Source organism: Streptococcus pseudopneumoniae (genome assembly GCF_001073085.1).
In the GTDB taxonomy this organism is placed as follows: domain Bacteria; phylum Bacillota; class Bacilli; order Lactobacillales; family Streptococcaceae; genus Streptococcus; species Streptococcus pseudopneumoniae_M.
The window spans coordinates 1-22,563 of record NZ_JVFV01000026.1; the positions used below are offsets into that span (position 1 = coordinate 1).

23 protein-coding genes and 2 pseudogenes are annotated in these 22,563 nt (G+C 38.9%); 4 read left to right on the top strand and 21 right to left on the bottom strand.

The annotated features are described in order from the left end of the window. The 8 genes and pseudogenes from ADH90_RS11570 to ADH90_RS11800 form a co-directional block, all read right to left on the bottom strand. Window positions 1–147: pseudogene (locus ADH90_RS11570) on the bottom strand (sigma-70 family RNA polymerase sigma factor); the annotation flags it as partial. A 189-nt stretch (window positions 148–336) separates the two neighbouring features. Beyond that, a complete protein-coding gene (gene nusG, locus ADH90_RS05205; protein WP_045763385.1) occupies window positions 337–873 on the bottom strand; it encodes a transcription termination/antitermination protein NusG in 537 nt (178 codons plus the stop codon). A gap of 57 nt (window positions 874–930) precedes the next feature. Next, entirely contained in the window at window positions 931–1,107 is a 177-nt protein-coding gene (secE, locus tag ADH90_RS05210) for a preprotein translocase subunit SecE (protein ID WP_001211016.1), read from the bottom strand. Between the two features lie 9 nt (window positions 1,108–1,116). Continuing rightward, window positions 1,117–1,269, bottom strand: coding sequence for a 50S ribosomal protein L33 (gene rpmG / locus ADH90_RS05215; RefSeq protein ID WP_001809375.1), 153 nt, complete (start codon window positions 1,267–1,269; stop codon window positions 1,117–1,119). A 244-nt stretch (window positions 1,270–1,513) separates the two neighbouring features. Next, complete coding sequence (locus ADH90_RS05220) at window positions 1,514–2,206, bottom strand: phosphoglycerate mutase (RefSeq protein ID WP_000240128.1); 693 nt, start codon at window positions 2,204–2,206, stop codon at window positions 1,514–1,516. A 136-nt stretch (window positions 2,207–2,342) separates the two neighbouring features. Then, the gene (locus ADH90_RS05225) at window positions 2,343–2,711 is read right to left on the bottom strand and encodes a hypothetical protein (protein WP_049530250.1); all 369 of its coding nucleotides are present in this window, start codon (window positions 2,709–2,711) and stop codon (window positions 2,343–2,345) included. Between the two features lie 1,009 nt (window positions 2,712–3,720). Beyond that, complete coding sequence (locus tag ADH90_RS05235) at window positions 3,721–4,044, bottom strand: transposase (RefSeq protein ID WP_080982625.1); 324 nt, start codon at window positions 4,042–4,044, stop codon at window positions 3,721–3,723. Window positions 4,045–4,055: 11 nt separating this feature from the next. Further along, window positions 4,056–4,187: pseudogene (locus ADH90_RS11800) on the bottom strand (hypothetical protein); the annotation flags it as partial. Window positions 4,188–4,531: 344 nt separating this feature from the next. Here ADH90_RS11800 and ADH90_RS05240 point away from each other — a divergent pair. Then, on the top strand, window positions 4,532–6,001 hold the full coding sequence (locus tag ADH90_RS05240) for a M protein trans-acting positive regulator PRD domain-containing protein (RefSeq protein WP_049530255.1): 1,470 nt from the start codon (window positions 4,532–4,534) through the stop codon (window positions 5,999–6,001). Between the two features lie 132 nt (window positions 6,002–6,133). Here ADH90_RS05240 and ADH90_RS05245 read toward each other — a convergent pair whose 3' ends face one another. From ADH90_RS05245 to ADH90_RS05255, 3 genes are all read right to left on the bottom strand, one after another. Further along, on the bottom strand, window positions 6,134–7,153 hold the full coding sequence (locus ADH90_RS05245) for a YdcF family protein (protein WP_049530256.1): 1,020 nt from the start codon (window positions 7,151–7,153) through the stop codon (window positions 6,134–6,136). Between the two features lie 68 nt (window positions 7,154–7,221). Continuing rightward, window positions 7,222–7,659, bottom strand: coding sequence for an Rrf2 family transcriptional regulator (locus tag ADH90_RS05250; RefSeq protein ID WP_049530258.1), 438 nt, complete (start codon window positions 7,657–7,659; stop codon window positions 7,222–7,224). Between the two features lie 71 nt (window positions 7,660–7,730). Beyond that, window positions 7,731–8,570: a metallophosphoesterase family protein gene (locus ADH90_RS05255; protein ID WP_049530272.1), complete on the bottom strand. Its 840-nt coding sequence runs from the start codon at window positions 8,568–8,570 to the stop codon at window positions 7,731–7,733. A gap of 144 nt (window positions 8,571–8,714) precedes the next feature. Between ADH90_RS05255 and ADH90_RS05260 the strand changes: the two genes are divergently transcribed. Further along, window positions 8,715–9,167 carry a universal stress protein gene (locus tag ADH90_RS05260; RefSeq protein ID WP_049504821.1) on the top strand — a complete coding sequence of 151 codons (453 nt, stop codon included), beginning with the start codon at window positions 8,715–8,717 and terminating at the stop codon, window positions 9,165–9,167. A 115-nt stretch (window positions 9,168–9,282) separates the two neighbouring features. Here the strand turns inward: ADH90_RS05260 and ADH90_RS05265 are convergent, their stop codons facing one another. Continuing rightward, window positions 9,283–10,674, bottom strand: coding sequence for a Cof-type HAD-IIB family hydrolase (locus ADH90_RS05265; RefSeq protein ID WP_049530259.1), 1,392 nt, complete (start codon window positions 10,672–10,674; stop codon window positions 9,283–9,285). Between the two features lie 65 nt (window positions 10,675–10,739). Between ADH90_RS05265 and ADH90_RS05270 the strand changes: the two genes are divergently transcribed. After that, on the top strand, window positions 10,740–11,702 hold the full coding sequence (locus ADH90_RS05270; RefSeq protein WP_049530260.1) for an asparaginase: 963 nt from the start codon (window positions 10,740–10,742) through the stop codon (window positions 11,700–11,702). A 150-nt stretch (window positions 11,703–11,852) separates the two neighbouring features. Here the strand turns inward: ADH90_RS05270 and ccpA are convergent, their stop codons facing one another. Beyond that, window positions 11,853–12,860 (bottom strand): catabolite control protein A, encoded by a 1,008-nt coding sequence (ccpA, locus tag ADH90_RS05275; protein WP_049530261.1) that lies wholly within the window; start codon window positions 12,858–12,860, stop codon window positions 11,853–11,855. 205 nt (window positions 12,861–13,065) lie between these two features. Between ccpA and ADH90_RS05280 the strand changes: the two genes are divergently transcribed. Continuing rightward, window positions 13,066–13,383: a DUF960 domain-containing protein gene (locus tag ADH90_RS05280; protein WP_049530262.1), complete on the top strand. Its 318-nt coding sequence runs from the start codon at window positions 13,066–13,068 to the stop codon at window positions 13,381–13,383. Window positions 13,384–13,433: 50 nt separating this feature from the next. Here the strand turns inward: ADH90_RS05280 and ADH90_RS05285 are convergent, their stop codons facing one another. The 8 genes from ADH90_RS05285 to tnpA all read right to left on the bottom strand — a co-directional run. After that, entirely contained in the window at window positions 13,434–14,717 is a 1,284-nt protein-coding gene (locus ADH90_RS05285) for a hypothetical protein (RefSeq protein ID WP_049530263.1), read from the bottom strand. Next, on the bottom strand, window positions 14,710–15,531 hold the full coding sequence (gene folK / locus ADH90_RS05290) for a 2-amino-4-hydroxy-6-hydroxymethyldihydropteridine diphosphokinase (RefSeq protein ID WP_049530264.1): 822 nt from the start codon (window positions 15,529–15,531) through the stop codon (window positions 14,710–14,712). Before folK ends, ADH90_RS05285 begins: the two co-directional genes overlap by 8 nt. A gap of 40 nt (window positions 15,532–15,571) precedes the next feature. Then, window positions 15,572–16,126: a GTP cyclohydrolase I FolE gene (gene folE / locus ADH90_RS05295; RefSeq protein ID WP_000380927.1), complete on the bottom strand. Its 555-nt coding sequence runs from the start codon at window positions 16,124–16,126 to the stop codon at window positions 15,572–15,574. 1 nt (window position 16,127) lies between these two features. Next, entirely contained in the window at window positions 16,128–17,426 is a 1,299-nt protein-coding gene (locus ADH90_RS05300) for a bifunctional folylpolyglutamate synthase/dihydrofolate synthase (RefSeq protein WP_049530265.1), read from the bottom strand. A gap of 1 nt (window position 17,427) precedes the next feature. Then, the gene (gene folP, locus ADH90_RS05305) at window positions 17,428–18,372 is read right to left on the bottom strand and encodes a dihydropteroate synthase (protein ID WP_049530266.1); all 945 of its coding nucleotides are present in this window, start codon (window positions 18,370–18,372) and stop codon (window positions 17,428–17,430) included. 129 nt (window positions 18,373–18,501) lie between these two features. Next, the gene (locus ADH90_RS05310) at window positions 18,502–19,143 is read right to left on the bottom strand and encodes a hypothetical protein (RefSeq protein ID WP_049530267.1); all 642 of its coding nucleotides are present in this window, start codon (window positions 19,141–19,143) and stop codon (window positions 18,502–18,504) included. Between the two features lie 3 nt (window positions 19,144–19,146). Further along, window positions 19,147–22,002, bottom strand: a complete 2,856-nt coding sequence (locus ADH90_RS05315) for an SEC10/PgrA surface exclusion domain-containing protein (RefSeq protein ID WP_049530269.1) — start codon at window positions 22,000–22,002, stop codon at window positions 19,147–19,149. A gap of 163 nt (window positions 22,003–22,165) precedes the next feature. Then, on the bottom strand, window positions 22,166–22,563 hold a 398-nt coding region (gene tnpA, locus ADH90_RS05320), incomplete at its 5' end, for an IS200/IS605 family transposase (RefSeq protein WP_049529457.1).

Consider the following 22,563-nt stretch of genomic DNA (forward strand, 5'->3'; position numbering starts at 1 on the left):
CACCAGTTCTGGATGCTTTTCTAGAAGTTCGTAAAGGCAGATCAGTCCTTCTTGATCCCAATCCTCTTTCTCCCACAGGTGGAGATAATAATCTTTTCGGCATCTATGGACAATTCCTTTTACCTTCTCATAATTCTTTTCAAGCATTTGCTTTCCCCCTTTCTCTACTTGTAGTATAGCAGAGAAAGGGGGAAAGAAGGGATTTGATTTCTGTCTTGTGTTTTTTTAAGTCCAAGGTGTATCAGGAAGTATGAATACTGACAAGTGAGGGAGAAAAAAGACAACTGTCTCTTTTACAATTGTCTTTGTTTGTGATTTTATATTGATAATTTTTGATTAAAGCTCTGCAATCTGATTAAGATTTACTTCCGCTACTGTATCATTACCAAACATAGAAATAATCATCTTGACTTTGTTGTTATCAATTTCTGTAATCTTGCCTGTGTAATCTGCGAAAGCACCGTCAATGATGCGAACAGTTTGGCCAACTTCAACATCAATATCAAATTCTTGGACAGTTTGACCCATAGAAACTAAAATATCGCGAATTTCTTGTTCCAAAAGTGGAGTTGGCTTTGATCTGTTTCCGTGTGAGCCCACAAATCCTGTTACGTTTGGTGTGTTACGCACAACAAACCATGCTTCGTCGGTCATAACCATTTCTACAAGAACATACCCTGGAAAGCGATTTTCTTCGATTTCTTTTTTCTTTCCATTTTTTTCCACTTGCACTGTTTGTGTAGGAATCTCAACACGCAGAATATTTTCTAGCATATTGTATGTTTGTGCACGCTGCAATAGATTTTCTTTTACTTTATTTTCGTAGCCAGAATAAGTTTGTAGCACAAACCATCCTTTATCAAAACTATCCATGTTTTTTCCTTTCCTAACTGAAGAATTTCAGCGACTAGATCTTTTTCTTAGCTTATTTTAAAAAATATTAATAAAACGAATCAATCCGCTAACAATCAATTGGTCAAAAATATAAATCATCACTACAAAGAAAGCAGTGTATTCCATGATAGATTTAAAATCTAACCAACTTTCCTTGCGAGTCGGCCAAGTTGTTTCTTTAAGAAGTTTAAAAATGTCCTTAATAAAACGCATCGTTTTCTCCTATCTCGTTTCTCGGTGTGTGGTGTACTTGCCACAGTGTTTACAAAATTTATTTACTTCTAAGCGTGTTGGTTTTGGATTTCCACTAATCTTAATCGAATAGTTTCTAGAACCACAAACCGCACAGGCTAGACTTGCTTTTTTAAGTGCCATAACGCCTCCATCTTACCTATTATAACAAGAATCCTCTGCTTTGACAAGCTTAATTGTTTTTTGAATTCTTAAATCTTGAACTGTAATTTCTCAAAGCAACTTCTACTTGTACTAACGGTAAAACTTAGTTTGGGAATTTAGCAAATCTTTCTATTTAAATTTGCAAAATATGGTTTCTTTTAATCTCGCACGGTAATATATAGAAATTGAAAAAACCCAGGAATCATCCTAGGCTTTATGGTTCTTATTTACCAAGGTAGTATTCAGAAACTACGTTCAATTTTTCGTCAAATTCGAATACCAATGGTGGGAAGTTAGGGATTTCTACGTCCATGATTTCGTCGTCTGACAATTGTTTGATGTGTTTTACAAGAGCACGGATTGAGTTACCGTGTGCTCCTACGAATACGTTTTTACCATCTTTAAGAGCTGGAGCGATTTTATCTTCCCAGAATGGAAGGGCACGTTCCAAAGTCACTTTCAAGTTTTCAGCATCTGGGATAACTGAGTCGTCAAGTGAAGCATAACGACGGTCTGTGTGAGCTGAGTGCTCATCATCGCGATCCATTGCTGGAGGCAATACATCGTATGAACGACGCCAGATGTGAACTTGTTCATCACCAAATTGTTCAGCTGCTTCAGCTTTGTTTTTACCAGTCAAACCACCGTAGTGACGTTCGTTCAAGCGCCATGATTTTTCAACCGGAACCCACAATTGGTCAGATGCTTCAAGAGCCAAGTTAGTTGTTTTGATTGCACGTTTCAATACTGAAGTATAAGCTTGGTCAAATTCGATACCAGCTTCTTTGATCAATTTACCAGCGTCAATCGCTTGTTGTGTTCCTTTTTCAGACAAATCAACATCAGCCCAACCAGTGAAAAGGTTAGCTTTGTTCCATTCAGACTCACCGTGGCGAGCAAAAACCAATTTTACCATTTGATGGATACTCCTTTTATTTTCCGAGGTTCCCCTCGTTTATCTATTCTATTTTACACAATTTTTCACAAAAAAGCTAGTCAAAATCAATCAAAAAAGAGAAGAGACTTCTTAACTCTTCCCTTTATGTATAGAACTATCCTTCAATTTGGAAATGTTTTAAGCTCGACAAGTATAGCGCTCCACCAATGATGAGAATAATTCCACCGATCCATCCCAAGAACGGAATCAATGATACTACCGATCCAACGATAAATAAGATAGACGGAGCAAGTGAGATACGCTTGTCATCCTTGTAGTAGACAAGAGTGAGAATTCCTAGGATTAGAGTTGCGATTTTTACTAAAGTAAAAACAAGGAAAACAATTCCCAAAACAACTCCCGCAAAATCTTCATTTTCAGAAATAGCCGCAATCATAACTATAACGACTGGTAAGATTGCTAAAACAGCTCCTGCAATGATTCCAATAATTCCATCAACTTGTGCAAGTGTTTTTGTCTTCATAACTGTCTCCTCAAAATTTTATCTAATCGTTATTTTACCATATTTCAGTTTTTATTTAAAGTTTTTATCAGTCTGGTACGGAGTGATGATTTCTTTACTAGGCCTCTATGCCAAGTGAACTAGTGATATTTAAGTGCAATAGTTCTATTTTGGCAATTTGTTACTTTTGGTTCTTATTTTACATTTTGTTCAGTTCTTTAAGTAATCGTTTTTTCTTTTATAATCTCTTGAAACATGCTCAATCAAATCAAAAACTATATCTAATTTCCTTCTAATTAGAGGAGAAGCATTTATTATTTGATTTGTTATTAATCTTTAGTATTCCTAATTTTTAGCCTATTATACTTATAATTCTTCTTTAGTTTTCCCTATTATTTTTAACCTTAACTTTAGTTACAAGTCAGTTTCCTTCTCAATCTTGATCATCTTCTAGATTTTCTAACTGTTTTATATTTTCAATTTTTCGCCCTACACTCTTCTGTAAGGCTATCTGAGTTAAATATCCGTTTTCTTGTTCTATGCCTTACTCAGATTTAATTTTGTGCTCTTGATTGTTTCTAATAGAACTATACAACTAGTATTAATAAATTGTTGACTAATTTACATACAGCAATTTTTCCGAGATATCGTTATCAGGAAAAAATTTAATTTATCTGACTTCAAATAGTAAAACGAGCAATTGAACTCAAAAAGAGTCTAGGACAAAAGTCTAACCTTAAATATAAAAAGCGCAAAAAATCACTTCCTGTACTATACTGTAATTGAAAATTTTTTATTTTGGGCGTTAGAACTGTTTCCTCAGTCCTAGCGCCTTTTCTGTTTGATAAGTCTGCTTGGTGGAGAGTAGTTTGTAAATGATTCTGAGAATCTTATGAGCACAAGCAATGACGGCTTTCATCTTACTTCCTCTTGGGGAAATTCGATTGTATAGTTTATTGAAATAAGACATGAACAAAGAGGTTAGGAAAGTCAAGTTAATTTCTAAAAATGTTTTATAATCCATGGTGTACTACTCTAAGTTCAATCCACTATAAAAAGAAGAAAAAGATGGATCCTTAGAATGTGCTGCAATTAATCCCGACATGGTCAAAGCCTGTTTGATATATCGATTTCCTTGCGTGATATGTGAGGATTTTTTAATGCCAGCACTTTCATAAGACCCTGGGCAGAGTCCAGCCCATGATGCTAAGTGTGCATCGGATGGAAAGGCTGTAATAGTTGGTCCAATCTCAGCTAGAATAGTGGCAGCACAGTTTTCATTCACACCAGGAATGGTTTGAAGTATCCTATTTTCCTCAGGGGAACTCCTTTTCGATGTAGTGTTGAATCTCATCGGTCAGTTTTTCAATGAGTTCCTGATACATCTTCAAAGGTTACAACTACTGGACCATCATTATTAACCTTGATGTCTGTTGTTGGGTTAACTTTCTTAACTTTATCTGCTACTTTAGCTTTTTCGGCATCTGTAAGCGATGAGGGGGTTACAACTGAGTTACAGCTGAAGTCTTAACGCATTTTGAGTCAGCTTCTTGTGAAATACATAAATCATATCCTCAGTTAATTATAAAATATAGCATGTCTTTAACATACAAAATATATTATAAAAACAACTTTATTTTAGTAAATCATTTTGAATTATATATTTAAAAATTCTTTTCATACAAAAAAATTCTAAAATGACAATTTTTCTTATAAAATACAATATAATAAATGTAGGCATATTCTTTGTTTTTTTGATTTACTTGTGATATAATAACTAACATCTTGAAAAATATGATTTTTGTTTGTTATAATCAATTTTATTATAGGAGGAATGATTTATGAGAGCTCTATTGACTCAAAAAGAACAAAGGCAATTAAGAATTTTAGAATATTTATTTGAAAATCCAGACTGGATCCACTTAGATCCTCTAGCAGAAGCCCTAAATATCAATACACGTATCATTAAAAGCGATATTAAGGAAATGCGCGAGGTTCTATCATGCTTTGAAATCCAATCTTCCACAGCTGGTATCAGACTGGCTAACCCTAAAAACTTGGGCATCGAACGAATTTACCGCCACACTTTGCAAGATTCTTCTCACTTCCAGGTATTAAGAGCATTCTTTTTATTGACAGAACCATTTACCTACGAACACCTAGCCCAAAACCTTGATGTTTCTCTTCCTGCCCTTCGCAAAAAGGTTGCCGAGATTAACAATACTCTACAAAGTAAATACCGCTTCAAACTCAAGGTCACTCCAATCTCTATCATTGGTGATGAAAGAGACATTCGCTTTTTCTTCGCCCAATATTTCCATGAAGCCTATGGTTACTTCAAGTGGCCATTTCCTGAATCTAGGAAAGATATTGCAGAGTTTGTAGAATTTTTCCTAAAGCTAACAGGCTATCCTGCCAACTATACAAACCTACTACAGATAGAAACTCTAATCGCCGTTAATCTTCATCGTTTTAAAAACGGTATCACGATTCAAACAGTCAGTGATTCTGAAAAATTACTCCTTATCTACGACCAACTTCCAGAGCATCTGGAGCGACTTGAACCGTTGGCTAAGAGTCTGAATATTGAACTCAATCCTGATACCCTAGAACAACTTTTTCACTCCTTTATTCAAAAAGGAATCTTCTTTACAGTCGAAGATTTTCTAACTGCCCGCTCAATTGATCCACAAGTTGACAACTCTTACCACGCTGCCCGTGATGTCCTTGATAACTTGACACGTGATTTTGGCTTTCACTTCTCAAATACAGATGAGCTGGTCTGGCACTTACATAACACTGCGATTCTTGAACGTCAAGAAATTAACTCTGAATCCTTTATTTTACACAATAAATCATACTCTCTTAAAAAAGTTAAAAAGTTCTTCCCTAAATTTTACGAAGCAGCTGTTTTGGAAATGATGCGCTATAAGTCTAGCATTGGGCAGAAAGAACATGCCTATGCTGTTGTCCATTTGGTCTATACGCTCTTCACTCACGCTTCAGATTTGATGGAACAACTGTTAGAATCACTTAATAACATTCGTGTCCTTGTTTTGAGTGAGTTTGACTTTGCACATCCTCGATCGCTTATCTCTCTTTATAAATTCTATACCTCTAAGAATATCCAATTCGAAACCTGGGACAAAGAAACACTGAATGTTGATGAAATTATGGAGGCTGGATACGATGCCATTTTGACTAACTTCGATATAGATGGCCTAAAACATCCAAATCTAATCAATATCGGTCGCATGTCCAATCTTCAGGTTATTAATGTGCTTAACACCATTTCGATTGATAGGCTTTAAGGAAGGCTTCTTTTGAAAGATCAAGCATTCACAATTTTATTTCTATATGGCCACTCAGCTTAACTATGTAAAAACGAAAAAGCTAGAATTCTGAATATCAGAAAACTAGCTTTTTTTGTTTATTTTTTTATCCTACCAAAGAATTCCCTTGTATAAAAATAGCAGGGCTAAGAATAATAATCCGTAGAAGAACATAAAGAGCCACTTTAATTTCACACACAAAGCTACATATTCACGGATAAAGGCTGATGGAATGTAGTAGCCTGCTGTCCGACAACCTAGACCATCACCTTTCATTTTGAGCTTGCGAGCATAGGTACTTGTTCTAAAAACATGATAATCATTTGTCACAAAAAGAAATTGGGGGCTTGCTACCAGTTTCTCGCCAAGCTTCTTAGAATAAAGAAGATTCTCATAGGTCGTTCTTGATTGGTCCTCAAGGACAATCGCATCACGGGGGACATCTGTCTCCGTAAGCAGATAGTTTGTAATCGCTTGGGCCTCAGAAATCTTTTCGTCTACCCCTTGTCCACCGCTGGCTATGATTTTGATATGAGGATTCTTAGAATTGTGGTAAGCCTCAACTGCCTTGTCAATCCTACGCTTGAGCAAAGGAGTTACCTTTTCTCCATCCAACAAGCCTGCTCCGTGAATGATTATAAAATCATAATGTTTTTTCTTAGGAATAATGAGATATAAGATAGAATATAGCAGAAATCCTGCAAAGGCAAAACCAAAGATAAAATAGGAATAAAGAATGAATAGAAAGATTAGATTGATTAGATGATTAGTATAGAATAAATCACTCGTATTGGTTAATCTAAGCGCAACTATCCCAAAAAACAGAAGAATCAAAAAACCCAAGCCCATCGACAGATAATTTGTCTTGGAACGTCCTTCTCGTTTCAGTAGGATGACTCCATTATAGATTAAAAAGATGCCACTCAGAAAAATCAGCAAGGGGAGTACAATAAAGGCAAATACATAAAAAGCTAACTGAACATTCTCATACCCATTTTTATAAAAAAGGTAGGATAGATAAAAATAACTTGAAATGAGAGATAATAAAAATAATACTGGATTCCACAGACTTCTATTATCCTTCAAAAATGACAGTATAAATGCTAATACAATTCCTATAACGAGATACATCTCTTCCTCCTTTAATGATTCTATTTTATCATAATTATCCACATAAAAAAAGAGGAACTAAGGTCCTCCTATCCTTCTATCCTACTCTCTGCATCTGCCACTACTTGGGCAAGACTGGTTTTGCTCAGCTCCTGCTCCATGGCTAGCTGAATCTTTTGTAATTTCTCATCTAAAACCCCATGGATGTTAGCTCCTACTGGACAGGCTGGATTGGGATTATCATGAAAACTAAAGAGTTGTCCAGTCTTTCCAAGGCATTCAACTGCTTGGTAAACATCTAATAAGCTGATGTCCTCTAGGTCTTTGATAATCTCTGCTCCACCAGTTCCACGCGCGACGGAAATCAAGTCTGCTTTTTTCAGTTGGGACAAGGTTTTTCGGATAATAACAGGATTGACTCCAACGCTACTAGCAAGAAAATCACTAGTCACCTTACTTTCTTTCCCTTTTAAGGCTATGATAATCAACATATGGGTCGCGATGGTAAATCGACTTGAAATTTGCATAAGGTTCTCCTTTTTCTATTAGACTAGTTCGTTTTTTACTTATATTTATTATATCTCTTGTAGTTGTAATGTCAAGAGTTACCACTCAGCCAGTCATCTAGTTCTGCATCATGCCCTTGACTTTGGGCAATTTCATGAAGTAGTTCCTGATTATGGGTATGGTGAATCCCATTAACCAAGCTTTCATAATAAACTTGGTAGTAGGGTAATTGTAACTCTTTGGCTAGTTGTAATTCTGCATCAATATCATAATCAACCCGACGGAAATCGACATCTTTCAAGCCTTTTTCATCAAACTCTAAAATCATGTACTGAGCACGTAAGTCCTTGCGTAAATTTTCAGATAAAAAGAAGGGTTGACCAATGGAACCTGGATTCAGGATAAGCTGGCCACCACTACCATACCGAAGAAACTGTTGATGGATATGACCATAAATGGCAATATCGCAGTCTGGATTGGTGACAAGGCGGTCAAAGTCCTCTTGCTTTCCAAGATGAATCAGCTCTCGTCCCCAATTTTTATCAGGCAAGTGGTGGCTAATCCCTAGCTTCAAATCTCCAAACTGGCGGTGCACTTGCAAGGGATAGTTCTGCAGCGCCTCAATCTCCTCAACACTGAGTTCTTCCATAATATACTGACACTGGCGTAAGAGATAACGATGACTGGGTCTACTTTCATCTAACTGACGATGGCAGGCGCGCCATAAGCTCTCCTCCCAATTCCCTAAAACTCTATGGGTGATTGGTAAAGTATCCAAGATCTGGAGAATATTTTTTCGTCCTGTTCCAGGCATGAGGATATCTCCTAAGAGCCAATACTCATCAACCTCTGACTTCTGGGCATCTGCCAGAACAGCTTCTAAGGCTGTTGTATTGCCATGTATATCCGATAATACTGCGATTTTTGTCATATCTCTTCCTCTTAGCTTTTCTATTTTTATTATAACAAACTCCAAGTCAAAGTCAAAAAGCATCTATCTTCCTATCGTTTTTTACTTTACTTTTTTAGTGAAAAGGAATACAATGAATGTAATAAGAATGAGGAGGTTTTTGCTATGACACAACGTTATGAAAACATCATGGTAGCGGTTGACGGTTCTAAGGAAGCTGACTTGGCTTTCATCAAAGGGGTTCATTCAGCACTGCGTAACCAAGCAAAACTAACTATTGCCCATGTCATTGACACGCGTGCTCTTCAAAGCATCTCAACATTTGATGCTGAAGTTTATGAAGAGTTACAAGTCGAGGCCAACGATTTGATGGCAGAATATGAAAAGCGTGCAAGAGATGCTGGTCTCACAGACATTAAGGTTGTTATTGAGATGGGGAACCCTAAAACTCTCTTAGCTAAAACAATTCCAGACAAGGAAAAGGTTGACTTGATTTTGGTTGGAGCAACAGGGCTCAATGCTTTCGAGCGCCTGCTAGTTGGTTCTTCATCAGAATATATCCTACGCCATACCAGCGTTGACCTTCTCGTCGTTAGAGATAAGGACAAAACTTTGTAATAAAAAAGAAATGAGGTTGGGATTTTTCTCCTAACCTCATTTTTTTCATAAATTGTTGATGCAGTAGTTGGAGCCAGGAAATCAAAACAGCATTCAAGGCTTCCTTTTCTATCGCCTATTTCTTATCGGCTCTTTCCTTGTGGCGTTCATAGGCCTTTATCTGACGCTCAATCTCCTTTTTAATGGCTGGTTCTGGAGCATATCTCTCCTCCCAGTCATCTGGTTTTAGGATTTTGTGAGTGACCGGGTCAAAATGAGCTTTTCCATCAGGAAACATTTTACCCATATTGGCTTGATGGACAATATCAAAAATCCGTTCTGGATCCACCCCCATCAAAACAAAGCTACCATAGGTGAAATACAAGGTATCAATTAAGGCATCTACTTGCCCTACCAAATCTTGCTTAGCAGGTGTTTTCTTAGCAACTTTCTCTGCTGCTTTATCCAGCGCTTGGTGTAACTGTCCAACTGCCCGTTCGAAGTCTTCTTCAGAAGAGCTAGCAGCTCGAACAAACTCGACCAGTTCTTCTATCTTAAATCCCGCTCTATGGGTGGCACCTTCTAAATCCCAAGCTTGTGGCTCTTCTTGAGTTCGTTCATCCATCATGTGGTGGAAGGTTTTGACCTTATTGAAATGATAGTCACGGCTGACAAAGACTTTCTCTGAAGCCAAAACACCAAAGTGTTCCAAGGCCTTGTGAATCCCATCTTGCTGGTTGCTGGTTGTGATATGCTTCGCCACTTCCTTGACACTGCTACTACCATTGCCCATAGCGACTGACATCCCAACACCCGCCAGCATCTCTAAGTCATTGTCCGAGTCACCAAAGGCCATGACTTGATTGAGATCAAAACCATACTCTTTTCCGACTCGGCGAATGCCTTCTAACTTGGAATTTCCTTGGTTGATGACATCGGCTGCAAAAGGATTACTACGAGTTAATTTCAAGTCTTTAAAATCAGCTGCTGCTTTCTCAGATTCTTCTGGCGTCATTAGCATCAAAACTTGATAAATGGGCTGATTCATCAACTGAAGCAAGTCTTCTTCCTTCTGAGGAACAATCTTACTCACCATTCGATTAAAGGAATGACTAACTGTACGAGTCAACATAGAGGGGACAAAACGACTCACCCTTTGAGAAAAAGAACCTAGGCCAAAAGACATGATTTTCGAACCCAGCATGGCATCCTTGGTCCCTAGAGCAATCTCCTTGCCCTCTTTTTTGGCATAGGTGATCAACTGCCGTAAATGAGACTTGGAAAGAGGACTTGTAAACAAGACTCTGTCTTTATTAAAGATATATTGGCCGTTATAGGTTACGGCAAAATCCAGATCTAAATCTTCCATTAAATCCTTAACAAAAAAAGGTCCTCGCCCTGTCGCTACTCCAACAAGCACCCCCTGGTCCTTCACTATCTTAATCGCGTCCTTAGTGGATTTCAAAACACTCTTGCGATCGTTGACTAGTGTTCCATCGATATCAAAAAAAACAGCTTTGACTTCCATCCTACTTCATTCTCCCCTTTTGTGATACAATGATTATACCACATTTCAGAAAGAGTGAGTAAATCATGCCTAAGAAAATCCTTGTTTTACATACGGGTGGTACTATTTCCATGCAAGCCGATGACTCTGGCGCTGTTGTAACTAGCCAAGAAAACCCTATGAATCATGTATCCAATCCACTTGGAGGAGTTGAAGTTCACGCGCTCGACTTTTTTAATCTGCCAAGTCCCCATATTAAACCCAAGCATATGCTGGCCCTCTATCAAAAAATCAAAGAGGAGGCTGATCATTATGACGGTTTCGTGATTACACATGGGACAGATACCTTGGAGGAAACTGCCTATTTCCTCGATACCATGGAGGTTCCTCACAAACCGATCGTACTAACAGGGGCCATGCGTAGTTCCAACGAACTCGGAAGCGATGGTGTCTACAATTATCTCAGCGCCCTACGCGTAGCGAGTGACGATAAGGCTGCTGATAAGGGTGTCTTGGTCGTGATGAATGATGAAATCCACGCTGCTAAGTATGTGACCAAGACGCATACGACAAATGTTAGTACCTTTCAAACGCCGACCCACGGCCCTCTTGGGCTCATCATGAAACACGAGATTCTCTACTTCAAAACAGCTGAACCCCGTGTTCGTTTTGACCTTGATAGGATCCATGGCTTGGTTCCAATTATTCCAGTCTATGCTGGCATGACAGAAGAACTCCTTGATTTGCTTCCTGTTGACCAGCTAGATGGTCTTATTATCCAGGCCTTTGGTGCTGGAAATGTTCCCAAGGAAACATCACAAAAATTGAACGCCCTTATCCAAGAAGGACTCCCAATCGCCTTGGTTTCTCGTTGTTTTAACGGGATTGCTGAACCTGTTTATGCCTATGAAGGCGGTGGAGTTTGTCTACAAAAGGCTGGTGTCTTCTTTGTCAAAGAGCTAAATGCTCAAAAGGCTCGTCTCAAACTCCTCATTGCTATCAATGCTGGCCTTACAGGAGATGAATTACGAGCTTATATGGAAGGATAAAAAAGTCGGTGAGATAGAAATTACTAGATCAAGTCTTGCTTTCTAGTCACCCCGCAAGCCTTCTACCATCAACTTGATGCTTGAACCATTGACCAAAAAGTTTTTACTACTAAAAAGCGAGGTCGGGATTTTTATCCCGACCTCTTCTTGTTAATCTTTACGAGTTGAATGACGTTCTACCAAACCATGTGGCAAAAGAACTTCACGCTCTTCTAACTCTTCCTTATGCATAATCTTCGTCAACATACGCATACTAATAGCACCAAGGTCATACAAAGGTTGCGCAATGGTGGTTAGGTTTGGACGAGTATAGCGAGAGATTTGTGAATCATCACTGGTGATAATTTCAAAGTCTTCCGGTACAGAAACTCCCTTGTCAGCAAGTCCGTTCAAAACACCTGCCGCTAATTCATCACCTGTTACAATCGCTGCGGTTGCTTTGGAAGAAATCAAGCGTTCTGCCATGGCATAACCATCAACATAACGGTATTTTGATTCAAAAACAAGACCTTCACTGTAGTTAATTCCCGCTTCTTTCAAAGCATCTTTATAACCAGCTAAGCGAATCTTGCCATTAATATCATCCACTAATGGTCCACTAACGAAGGCAATTTTTTTATTTCGTTTCAAGAGATGGCGGACTGCATCAACAGTAGCATGTTTATAGTCAATATTGACACTTGGAAGTTGGTGTTCTATGTCAACTGTTCCTGCAAGAACCACAGGTGTGCGTGAGCGTGAAAACTCTGAGCGAATCTTCTCAGTTAAATGATAACCCATAAAGATAACACCATCCACCTGTTTAGAAAAGAGAGTATTGACCACAGATACTTCCTTTTCATCATCCTCATCACTGTTAGCAAGGACGATGTTGTATTTGTACATTTCCGCGATATCGTCAATCCCTTTAGCAAGGGTAGAGAAATAAGTGTTTGTGATATCTGGAATAACAACTCCAACTGTTGTTGTTTTCTTGCTTGCTAGACCACGAGCTACTGCATTAGGGCGGTAGTCAAGACGATCAATGACCTCTAGGACTTTTTTACGGGTGTTTTCTTTAACGTTCTTATTGCCATTGACAACACGACTGACAGTTGCCATTGACACTCCCGCTTCTCGGGCAACGTCATAAATTGTTACTGTATCATCTGTGTTCATTCCGTTTCCTTTCTACTTTGAAAATTTTGCTTTCATGATTCCACTGCTTTCATTTTACCACTAATTGTAAGCATTTTCAAGCATTTGATGAAGATTCGTTGAAAAAATTTCAAAATCATTCTCATCTTTTTAAAGGTAGTTGACTTTTCTTGATTTTTCTAGCAGTTTGCAGTATGATAATAAAAAAATCAATTAGGAGATAGGGATGGCTTTTACAGATTCTCATAGACGATGTGCTAGTTTCGGTGTAGTGACCAATTTACCCGACGATGTTATCAATTCAATCTGGTATATAATCGATCATTTTTTAAAGCATGTTTTTGATCTAGAAGATGAATTGGAATTTCGGCTTTTGAATAATAAAGGCTCCATCACTTTTCGTTTTTCTAGTCAACATCTTCCAACAACGATTGATTTTGACTTCAACCATCCCTTTGACCCACTCTACCCACCTAAAGTTCTGGTGCTAGATATGGATGGAAAGGAAACCATTCTCCTACCAGAAGAAAATGACCTATTTTAAAAACTCTAGTCTCCTCTGTAAATACTTAGGAAACTAGAGTTTTCTTTTTGCTAATAAATAGAACGACTGACTACTATACCACTTGGTTTGGTATATTCTAAATCAAGATAATCCTGATAAGTTCCTGGGACGATAAATCCTTGGGGGCTGAGAATGTCTGTTCCAGCTTTACCCACGATAGAGTCAGCCAATAAGACACAATTTGTGCTGAGAACAAAATAGGTCTTAAACTTGGACGAACTGAACTTATAAAGAGTGGCATCAGCCTCGTGTTTCAGCTGATAAGAGTAGGTATGCTTGATCTCCCCTTCTCTTCTCTTCATGAGTTGAGAACTTGGTTCCCAAGGAATTAAGAGTTCTTCAATTTCTCTCAGTTGTTCTTCTATAGCTTTTTTCTGTTGCTCAGACAAGCTTAATTCATAGGCAAAGAGAGTTTTCTGGCTTTCTCTCTTACAGAGTTCGATATACTTTTCTCGATTAGCCTTAAATAGAATCCCATCCCCAATCATCCCAAATAAACGCTCCGAGTGAGGATCATAAGAACCATAGGAAATAACCTGACCTTGATAGCAGATATCCACATGCCCCATGGCTAAAAAGAAAGAGGATTCTGAAGCATGGATAAAAATTTCCATATCAACTGTCTGGTCATTCTTTCTCTCTGAATGTACTTTCCCGTCTTCAGAACTATGATTAGAAAACCATTTGTTCAATCGACGTAAGGTACTAATAGGAATTAAAGCTGTTACAAAAATGGGCAGTGTCATTCTCATTCTGCGCTTCAGCTTGGGATTACTTCTTCCTTTTTCAAAATAGAAACCATCCCTGACACTACTCGCTCCCAACATGATTAAGTAAAAACCTAACAGGAGCAACTCAAAATTTGTCGCATCATGAAAAGGGGAGATACTATAGAGACCAAAACCCATCATCCACATTGCATCAAATAAGTAATTGACTCTCGGATGGGTATGATTATTTCGGTAAATCAACCAAGTAATCAGACTGATCAGACCTGTAAACAGTTGATAACCTCCGATAATCATCACAAGGAGATAGAGGGCTATCCCTTGCAGGATGACTGAATCAAATAGGATGACTGCAAGAAATAGCTTGGCTATGGTTACAAAAATATTTTCTCTACGGGACTTTTCCTGGAACCATCGTGTCAATAAATGCCAAATAGCCGACAAGGAAAAATACCCCATCAAGAGTTGATAACCAAGTCTCGGTACAATCTGCCCAAAACAAATCAAGAGAAGACCTAGGATAATAGCTAGCGCTCCCTCCCCTAGACTTCTCCATTTACTATAAGTTTCAGAAAACTTAGGCATCTTCTTTCTCCAATTGACGATACAAGTGCCGAATCGGTTGTTTCAGCGTTGGATGAATAAAATGCGGAGCTATTTCCTGTAAAGACTCTAAAACAAAGAGGCGCTCAGCAATATAAGGATGAGGCAAGATGAGGTCGTCTGTATAGATGACTTGGTCCTCTACAAAAAGCAAATCCAGGTCAATCAAGCGAGGTCCCCAATGAACCTCTCTGACCCGTCCCATTTCTGCCTCAATAGCCAACAAGGTTTCTAACAAGACTGGAGCTGGCAACCAGGTTTCCACTTCAATGACTTGATTGGCAAAGCTATCCTGCTCCACACCACCCCAAGGTTCGGTCCTAATCACACTAGACTCCTTGAGAATGTGGATGCCACGAGCTTGCATTTTGTCAATCGCTTGCTTGAGATTTGCCGTCTTATCCCCCATATTACTTCCTAAAGCGATAAAGGCACGCTGTTTGCGACGGTGGATGGTTACTGAACAAGTATCCAGCGGTAGATGAATAGGTGCCCAAGGTTTTTTAAGTTCCAGCTCAATCTCTTGAACGAGAGGGTAGGTCTCAAAAGTACGCTCTACTAGTTTGTAGGCTACTGTTTCAATCAAGTCTTCGCTTTCTTCCTGAAACCATGTCGTCCATTGCTGGCAAAGTTCTCCGTAATGGACAGAAGCCGTTAAATCCAAGTCTGTCGCAGCCTTGGTCATATCATAGGATAGGGTGGCTGAAACGACAAACTTCTGCCCCAGTTCCTTCTCACTAGGAAAGAGTCCATGAAAGGCGAAAATTTCTAGGTCTTTAATTCGCAGTTGATCCATAACTAGTCCTTTCTAGAAAAATCCGCTTGACGCGGATTTTTTATAGTCCCATCAGACGATAAGCCTGATCCCGAAGATCCTTATCTGTCTCAAATAGACCACGAGCTACTGTAGTCAAGGTCGCAGTTCCTGGTTTTCGAACACCTCGCATACTCATACACATATGCTCTGCTTCAATAACAACAAAAGCTCCCTTAGCACCCAAATACTCCATCAAGGCATCAGCAACTTCGATATTCAAACGCTCTTGAATCTGTGGCTTTTTAGAGTAAACTTCCACCGTACGAGCTAACTTTGATAAACCTGCAACACGCCCATCTGGGATATAGGCAATGTGCGCTCGACCATAAAATGGTAAGAAGTGATGTTCACACATGGTATGGAAAAAGATATCCTTTTCCACTACCATATTGTCATCGATAATCTCAAAGGATTTTGACAGGTGCTCTTCTGCAGTTTGCCCAAGACCTGAAAAAATCTCTTGGTACATACGAGCGACACGGGCTGGTGTTTCCTGCAAGCCTTCGCGATTTGCATCCTCACCAACTGCCTCGATAATCATTTTTACAGCTTCTTCAATCTTTTGTGTATCCATTCTAATTTTTCCCCTCCATTAGGTAGGCTCTCACTTGGGCTAAAAAGTATAATGAACCCGTGATAATCCTAACTGTTTTTTTCTCTTCATTTCCTGATAATTTTTGGTCTAGAAATTCTTGCCAATCTTGGTAGTTGAGATTTCTAGAATCAGCTAGCTCTTTCAAGACTTTTTCATCCGTCGCCCGACTATCCTCAAAATGAGTTAGCGTAATCTTAGTATCGGGCAAGGTTTCTAGCAAGTCCAACATGTCCTCCAAGGCCTTGGTTTTGATACAAGTAAAGAGGATTTCCTTCTGATAGTCCGTAAAGCGTTCTTTCAAGGTAGCCAACAAAGCTTTGATGGCATGTGGGTTGTGGGCCCCATCTAAAATCATCAAGGGACTTCTAGAAACAACTTCAAAGCGTCCAGGCCAACTTGTTTCTTCTACGGCTTGAGCCACTATATCATTTTCTGGCAATTCTCGTCCAGTCTCTTGACAATAGGCATCCAACAAAGTTAATGCCATCCCAGCATTCTCTATCTGGTGCAAACCAAGCAGACCTGTTTGAAAGCGACCTTGTCTAACAGCACTTGTATAGCCAAAGACCTCGCCAGTCACAATACTCTCATAATGACTGACTTGATAGGCATCTCCATAGGCGATTCTGGTAGCTTGTTTCTCTTTTGCAATCTGGTCAATAACCGCCAAGGCTTCTGGGACAATGCGACCAGTCACTAGAGGAACTCCTTGCTTGATAATCCCTGCTTTCTGCTCTGCTATGGCTTCCAAGCTATCTCCTAAAAGCGCTACATGATCCAACCCGATGGTAGTGATGCCTGTTAGGATGGGTTGACAGACATTGGTACTATCCAAAAGTCCGCCCATACCAACTTCCATAATCGCCACATCGACTTGCTCAGAAGCAAAATAGTCATAAGCTATAGCAGTGATAATCTCGAATTCTGTCGTTCCTTGCAAGGCTTGAGCATGCTCCCCTTCAAGTAGTAAACGATAATCCGCCATCAAGGACTCTAATCTCGCTTCTGGGATGGATTCCCCATTAATGGCAATCTGGTCGGTATAATGAATCAGATAGGGAGAGCTAAAGACACCAACTCTTAGTCCCATCTTTTCCAACAGATTCTTCAAAAAGGCTATAGTAGAGCCCTTTCCATTGGTTCCACCAATATGGATAACTTTGAGTTTAAGATGAGGATTGCCACGTAAGGCTAATAGCTCCACCATCCTCTCCAGACCAAAATGCGGTTGGTCTGTCCGGTAGTTTGCTATCCACTGGTTCGTTTCGTTTTTATTCATGTTATTTATATTGTTTCAAATCTAAATTTTCCGCATGGTCTGCCAGACGGATGGCTGATGCAATTTCGACTGCCATCTTGTGACTGGCTACATCATGCACGCGCACCACTTCTACACCCTGTCTAGCAGCAATGCTGGTCACATGAGCCGAAGCAATATCACGATTGCGGAAGCCAGCTTCAGTATCTGGATTGACTTCAAATCCATTTTCTTCAAGGATATTAATGACAAAGCGCTTACGAGAAACTCCTAAAAAGATAGGATAGCCCATTTTGTGTAATTTTCCAAGATCACGTAGAAGGATGAGATTTTCCTTTTTGGTCAAGCCAAAGCCAATACCAGGATCCAGCATGATGTTTTCTTTCGAAATTCCTGCTTTTTCCGCTCTTGCTAGAGCACGGTCAAAGAAGGCTGTCATCAATTCTTCTACTGGTAGTTGTTCAAAGTCTGCTAAGTCTTCCTTTGTAAAAGTCTCTCCAAATCCAAAATGAGGAAATATGAGTGAACTAGGGTGCTGAGGGCGTGCCATGACTGGATTAAACATGATGACTACCTGAGCTCCAATTCTGGCAACCACCTCTGCCATCTTCTCATCACCCATGAGACCCGTAATGTCATTGACTGTATTGGCCCCAGCTCGTAAAGCCGCTTCTGCCACCTGACTCTTCCAAGTATCTACCGAAATCCGAACATCACTTTCTTGACGAATAGCCTGAATGACTGGAACCACACGCTGGATTTCCTCTTCAATCTCAACGTAGCTACTTCCAGGTCGAGTAGATTCTCCACCGATATCTAAGATGGTGGCACCTTCAGCTATCAATTTTCGAGCCTGTTTCAAGGCTTCCTCAACAGCAAAAAATTGGCCCCCATCAGAAAAAGAATCTGGGGTGACATTGATAATTCCACAAATATCTGTTTTTGTAAGATTGTCTCTTTTTTCCACGATTATCACTCAAATTTCATTTAGATTGGTATTCCTCTATTTTACTGTTTTTTTTGGATTCTGTCCAATTATCCCTCGGTACTCCCATACTTTAAAAGAACGCAAAAAAAGGAGAAGCTGAGTCCTCCTTTACAATCCATGCTTATAATTAAATGCATGCGCTTCAATTTCTTCAATTGTGTCTGGGAAACGTTGTACCAGTCTAGCTTTTAATAATTTTTTCAGACTTTCTTGTGGTGTTAATTCTCCCATCTCTAAAGCATGTCTTACATACTCTCTAACTTTCCAGTATTGTTTAGCATCTTCTATCAATAGTTTTTCAAATTTTTTAGGTCGTATAAATATTAATCTTACAACAAAAACAATTGCTGAAAAACTTAGCACTGTACCAATATCTGACAAACCAATTGGTACACTTAATAACCAAATAATAAAAATTGTAAATAATGGATGTCTTTTAATAAAGTTTACTAATTTCTCAGTATTAAATTCTTTCGTTAGATGTTGAATATCCTTTTGCAAAACTGAAATATTTATTACACTAACTTTTTCAGGGAAAGGATAGCTTTTAGCTCTTAAATGACCATCGACTTCTAAATGACACAAATCTTCACGTACAATAGGGTCAAAAAATCTAGCTTGATAATTTTTAAACTTTGTAGCTGCTCTCTCCTCAGCTGCTGACAATGTTTTCTGAATACCTATTTTTGTCGCCGCATGCCCTAGTGTTAAGCCAGAGCTAACTTTTAGTGAGTCTGTAAATAATCCCATTTTTTATTTTCCTTGTCTTCTTTTTAATGCTATTCCTAGCCCTGATAGAATTGCTAAAACAAATAATGTTAAGTTACTTTCTTTCGTTCCAGTATTTGGTAATGTTTTTGCGCGTTCTACTCGTGAATAAGTTGGTTTACTTGATGCTTGCTGTTGACTTGTGTAAGTCTGACCTTTTGTGATAACATTTCCTTTATTATCGATAGTAACGTTTTTATCACTTGCATAATCTTTATTTGATTTATCATTATTGACTTGTGGACGATCAACGTTCACTGGTTTTTCATAAGTAGCTGGTTTTGTTTTACGTACAACAACATTCCCTTGAGCATCCAAAGTAACTTCTTTACCTGCGTCAAGAGCTTTCTTCAATTCATCAACATTGACAGTAGGAAGTGTTTCAGCAACTGGTGCATCTTTAGGAACAGCTACGATTGTTCCGTCAGGAAGTGTTTTAACAGTGCTATCTTTAGCATCTTCTTTAGCAAGTTCTTCAAGATTCAATTCAGGAAGCACTTCAGCAGTTGGAGCTACTTTAGGGATAGCAATTACTGTTCCGTCAGGAAGTGTTGCAACAACGTTTTCTTGAGCTTTCTCTGCAAGGTCAACGAGTTTAGCATATGTTGCTTCAAGTTCTGCAAGTTTAGCTTCTTCAGCTTTTTGTGCAGTCAACAAGTTTTCAAGCTTAGACTGTGCCATTTCTAGGTCAGCTTTAGCGAGTTCCAATTTGACACTAACGGCTGTTCTAGCTTGTTTTGCTTTAGTTAGAGCAACTGGTGCGTCCAAATATGCTTGCAATTGTTCAGCCAATTCTTTAGCTTCTTTAACAAGTGCATCTTTTTCAGCAAGAAGTTTTGTAACTTGTTTGTTCAAGTTGTCTAGTTTAGTTTCTTGGTCTTCAAGTTTAGCTGAAGCATTTTCAAGAGCTTGTGACGCAATTGTTTGAACAGTTTTAGCTGATTTAAGCGCGTCTTGAGCTTTTTCAAGAGTAGCTTTCTTGTCAGCTAGACTTGCTGAGAAGTTAGCGACGGCTTCACTTGCTGTAGCTTCACGTTTCTTAGCATTTTCAAGAGCAATGTTTGCCAAGCGTAGGTTGTTTTCAGCAACTTGTGCTTGCAATGGCGTAGCCATTGCGTCTGCCAAGACTTTTTCAGCTTCAGTTTTCAAGCTAAGTGCGCTTGCGTAATCAGTTGAAGCTGTTGTCAAAGCATTCTTAGCATTTTCTGATGCAGTTTTAGCTTGTTCAAGGTTTGATTCAGCTGTTGCGACTGCTTTTTCAAGAGTTGCGATGTCGGTTTTGTCTTCGATGACTGTATCGTTGTCGAAGTTATAGAGACTTCCGAATGTTGTAATCATCCAATATTTACCATTGATGTTAGCAACAGTTAGAGCAACAGTTTTGCTATTTTCATTAGACAAGTTGTTGCGTAGGTGTTCCCATTTAGATGGTTCATCTTCAAATGAAGATAGTTCGAATGAGCGCATTACTGATTGTTTGAGCGCATACATAGTAGTTACTTGATTACCGTTGCTCATTGGCATAAGGTTTTCAAGTCCACCTGGAATGTGACCAGCTACATTTGGGTCAAGTGCACGTTCTTCATATTTCTTAGCAACTGATTTTGAATGTTCTAAGATTTTTTGTGTAATTTGAACGTTTTTATTTACATTTTGACCAAAATTATGTTTTAATTGAGTTACAAGTTTAGCATAGAACTGGCTGATTTCTACCAATTGGTCATCAGTCAAGTTATTCAAATCGATTGAACGATTTTTATCAGCATCGCTGATTTTGATGGTTGATGCTTCAGTCATTCTAACGGCAGATGCACTTAGAATTTCACGGGTGGTAGCATTATCGTTCTTTTGCCACAATTCGTAAGCTTCTTTAAATGTGATATTATTTGAAGAAGCTCCAATTGCTTGACGTTCTTCGTCGGACAATGGGATTGTTGGATTTTGAATATCTACGATATCAACGTTTTTGAGTGCGTCTTGAGCTTTAGTAAGTTCAGTTTGAGCATCTTCCAATTTAGCTTCTACTGATTCAGCATGTTGGTTAGCTGTTGTCAATTTTTCTTTAGCTAATTTGACAGCATCATTTTTAGTATTTACATCAGTTTCAGCTGATTTGATAGCATCTTCACGTGTTTCATCAGCTTTTTTTGCTGTCTTGAAAGCATCTTCAGCTTCATTAACTGTAGCTTCAGCGTTTTTGACACCTTTTTGAGCGTCTTTTAAGTCGTTTTCAGCATTTGCAAGTCCAGTTCCGTCAAGTGCAGATTCTGCATTTGCGACTGTTTGTTCAGCTGTTTGTACATCTTTTTCAGCTTGGTCAAGATTTTCTTTAGCTGTTGCCACGTCTGATTGCTTTTCAGCAAGAACAGTAGTCTCATTTTTGATTTGTGCAGTTGTAGCTTCAGTTGCTTCTTGGTTAGCAGTTTGTGCTTCAAGGTTCTTAGTTTGAGCATTTTTGACTTGAGCAACTTTTGCAGGTGTTACTTGAGAAGCAATTGCTTCAGCATTATTAACAGCTTTATCTGTATTAGAATATTCTGTTTCAATTGAAGCAACAGTAGCTTCTTTTGCTTGAACATCAGCTTTAGCTGTATCAATCTTAGCTTCAGCGTCTTTTACTACACCTTTTTGAGCGTCAAGAGCAGGTTTCACTGTAGAAGGCGCAGGAACTTCACTCTTTTCAAGTGGTTTCACTTGTGACTTAGCAACAAGAGCTGGTTCATTGACAGCATTTGTGTCAGTAGGCACTGAAGTCGCTTGAGCTTCTTGAGCAAATGCAGGCGCACCAACTGATGCAAGCGCAATAGCTGTTGAAGTTGTGAGGGTTTGCAATTTTTTCATCAATTTCTCCTTTAATGGCTAATCATGACCACCCGTCAAACGGGTGGTTTGTACAAGGGTTATAAGCCCAGATAACTAGCCAGCGCCTAAAGACGCTGGCTTTTACTTTGTTCAAGCCTTATTGCATTTGACTCGTCACAACCCTCTCAAAGAGGCGTACGTACTACTTGCCACCATCCCTAAAGGGATCTTCATATTCTTTTACACTCAACTTATCTAAAGCAATATCTTTTCGCTCTTGTTCCTGAATGTATTTTTTTATTGTGGCTTCATTGAGGCCAACTGTACTAACATAATAGCCCTCTGCCCAAAAATGTCGATTCCCAAACTTATATTTCAGATTGGCGTGTTTATCGAACATCATTAGAGCACTTTTCCCTTTTAAATATCCCATAAAACTTGCAACACTAATTCTAGGTGGAATGCTTACCAACATATGAACATGATCTGGCATTAAATGGCCCTCGATAATCTCAACACCTTTATAACTACATAATCTATGGAATATTTCTCCCAAACTACTTCGATATTGATTATAGATCACTTTTCGTCTATACTTAG

Excerpts from the sequence above, each read along its gene's own strand:
- ADH90_RS05255 (WP_049530272.1), bottom strand. The coding sequence starts at position 8,570 with ATGACAAAAATCGCAGTATTATCGGATATACATGGCAATACAACAGCC.
- ADH90_RS05310 (WP_049530267.1), bottom strand. The coding sequence starts at position 19,143 with ATGGGATTATTTACAGACTCACTAAAAGTTAGCTCTGGCTTAACACTA.
- ADH90_RS05315 (WP_049530269.1), bottom strand. The coding sequence starts at position 22,002 with ATGAAAAAATTGCAAACCCTCACAACTTCAACAGCTATTGCGCTTGCA.
- ADH90_RS05245 (WP_049530256.1), bottom strand. The coding sequence starts at position 7,153 with ATGTATCTCGTTATAGGAATTGTATTAGCATTTATACTGTCATTTTTG.
- nusG (WP_045763385.1), bottom strand. The coding sequence starts at position 873 with ATGGATAGTTTTGATAAAGGATGGTTTGTGCTACAAACTTATTCTGGC.
- ADH90_RS05260 (WP_049504821.1), top strand. The coding sequence starts at position 8,715 with ATGACACAACGTTATGAAAACATCATGGTAGCGGTTGACGGTTCTAAG.
- ADH90_RS05285 (WP_049530263.1), bottom strand. The coding sequence starts at position 14,717 with ATGCCTAAGTTTTCTGAAACTTATAGTAAATGGAGAAGTCTAGGGGAG.
- folK (WP_049530264.1), bottom strand. The coding sequence starts at position 15,531 with ATGGATCAACTGCGAATTAAAGACCTAGAAATTTTCGCCTTTCATGGA.
- ADH90_RS05280 (WP_049530262.1), top strand. The coding sequence starts at position 13,066 with ATGGCTTTTACAGATTCTCATAGACGATGTGCTAGTTTCGGTGTAGTG.
- ADH90_RS05235 (WP_080982625.1), bottom strand. The coding sequence starts at position 4,044 with ATGAGATTCAACACTACATCGAAAAGGAGTTCCCCTGAGGAAAATAGG.
- ADH90_RS05225 (WP_049530250.1), bottom strand. The coding sequence starts at position 2,711 with ATGAAGACAAAAACACTTGCACAAGTTGATGGAATTATTGGAATCATT.
- ADH90_RS05240 (WP_049530255.1), top strand. The coding sequence starts at position 4,532 with ATGAGAGCTCTATTGACTCAAAAAGAACAAAGGCAATTAAGAATTTTA.
- ADH90_RS05265 (WP_049530259.1), bottom strand. The coding sequence starts at position 10,674 with ATGGAAGTCAAAGCTGTTTTTTTTGATATCGATGGAACACTAGTCAAC.
- ccpA (WP_049530261.1), bottom strand. The coding sequence starts at position 12,860 with ATGAACACAGATGATACAGTAACAATTTATGACGTTGCCCGAGAAGCG.
- secE (WP_001211016.1), bottom strand. The coding sequence starts at position 1,107 with ATGCGTTTTATTAAGGACATTTTTAAACTTCTTAAAGAAACAACTTGG.
- ADH90_RS05300 (WP_049530265.1), bottom strand. The coding sequence starts at position 17,426 with ATGAATAAAAACGAAACGAACCAGTGGATAGCAAACTACCGGACAGAC.
- ADH90_RS05220 (WP_000240128.1), bottom strand. The coding sequence starts at position 2,206 with ATGGTAAAATTGGTTTTTGCTCGCCACGGTGAGTCTGAATGGAACAAA.
- folE (WP_000380927.1), bottom strand. The coding sequence starts at position 16,126 with ATGGATACACAAAAGATTGAAGAAGCTGTAAAAATGATTATCGAGGCA.
- rpmG (WP_001809375.1), bottom strand. The coding sequence starts at position 1,269 with ATGGCACTTAAAAAAGCAAGTCTAGCCTGTGCGGTTTGTGGTTCTAGA.
- ADH90_RS05250 (WP_049530258.1), bottom strand. The coding sequence starts at position 7,659 with ATGCAAATTTCAAGTCGATTTACCATCGCGACCCATATGTTGATTATC.
- ADH90_RS05270 (WP_049530260.1), top strand. The coding sequence starts at position 10,740 with ATGCCTAAGAAAATCCTTGTTTTACATACGGGTGGTACTATTTCCATG.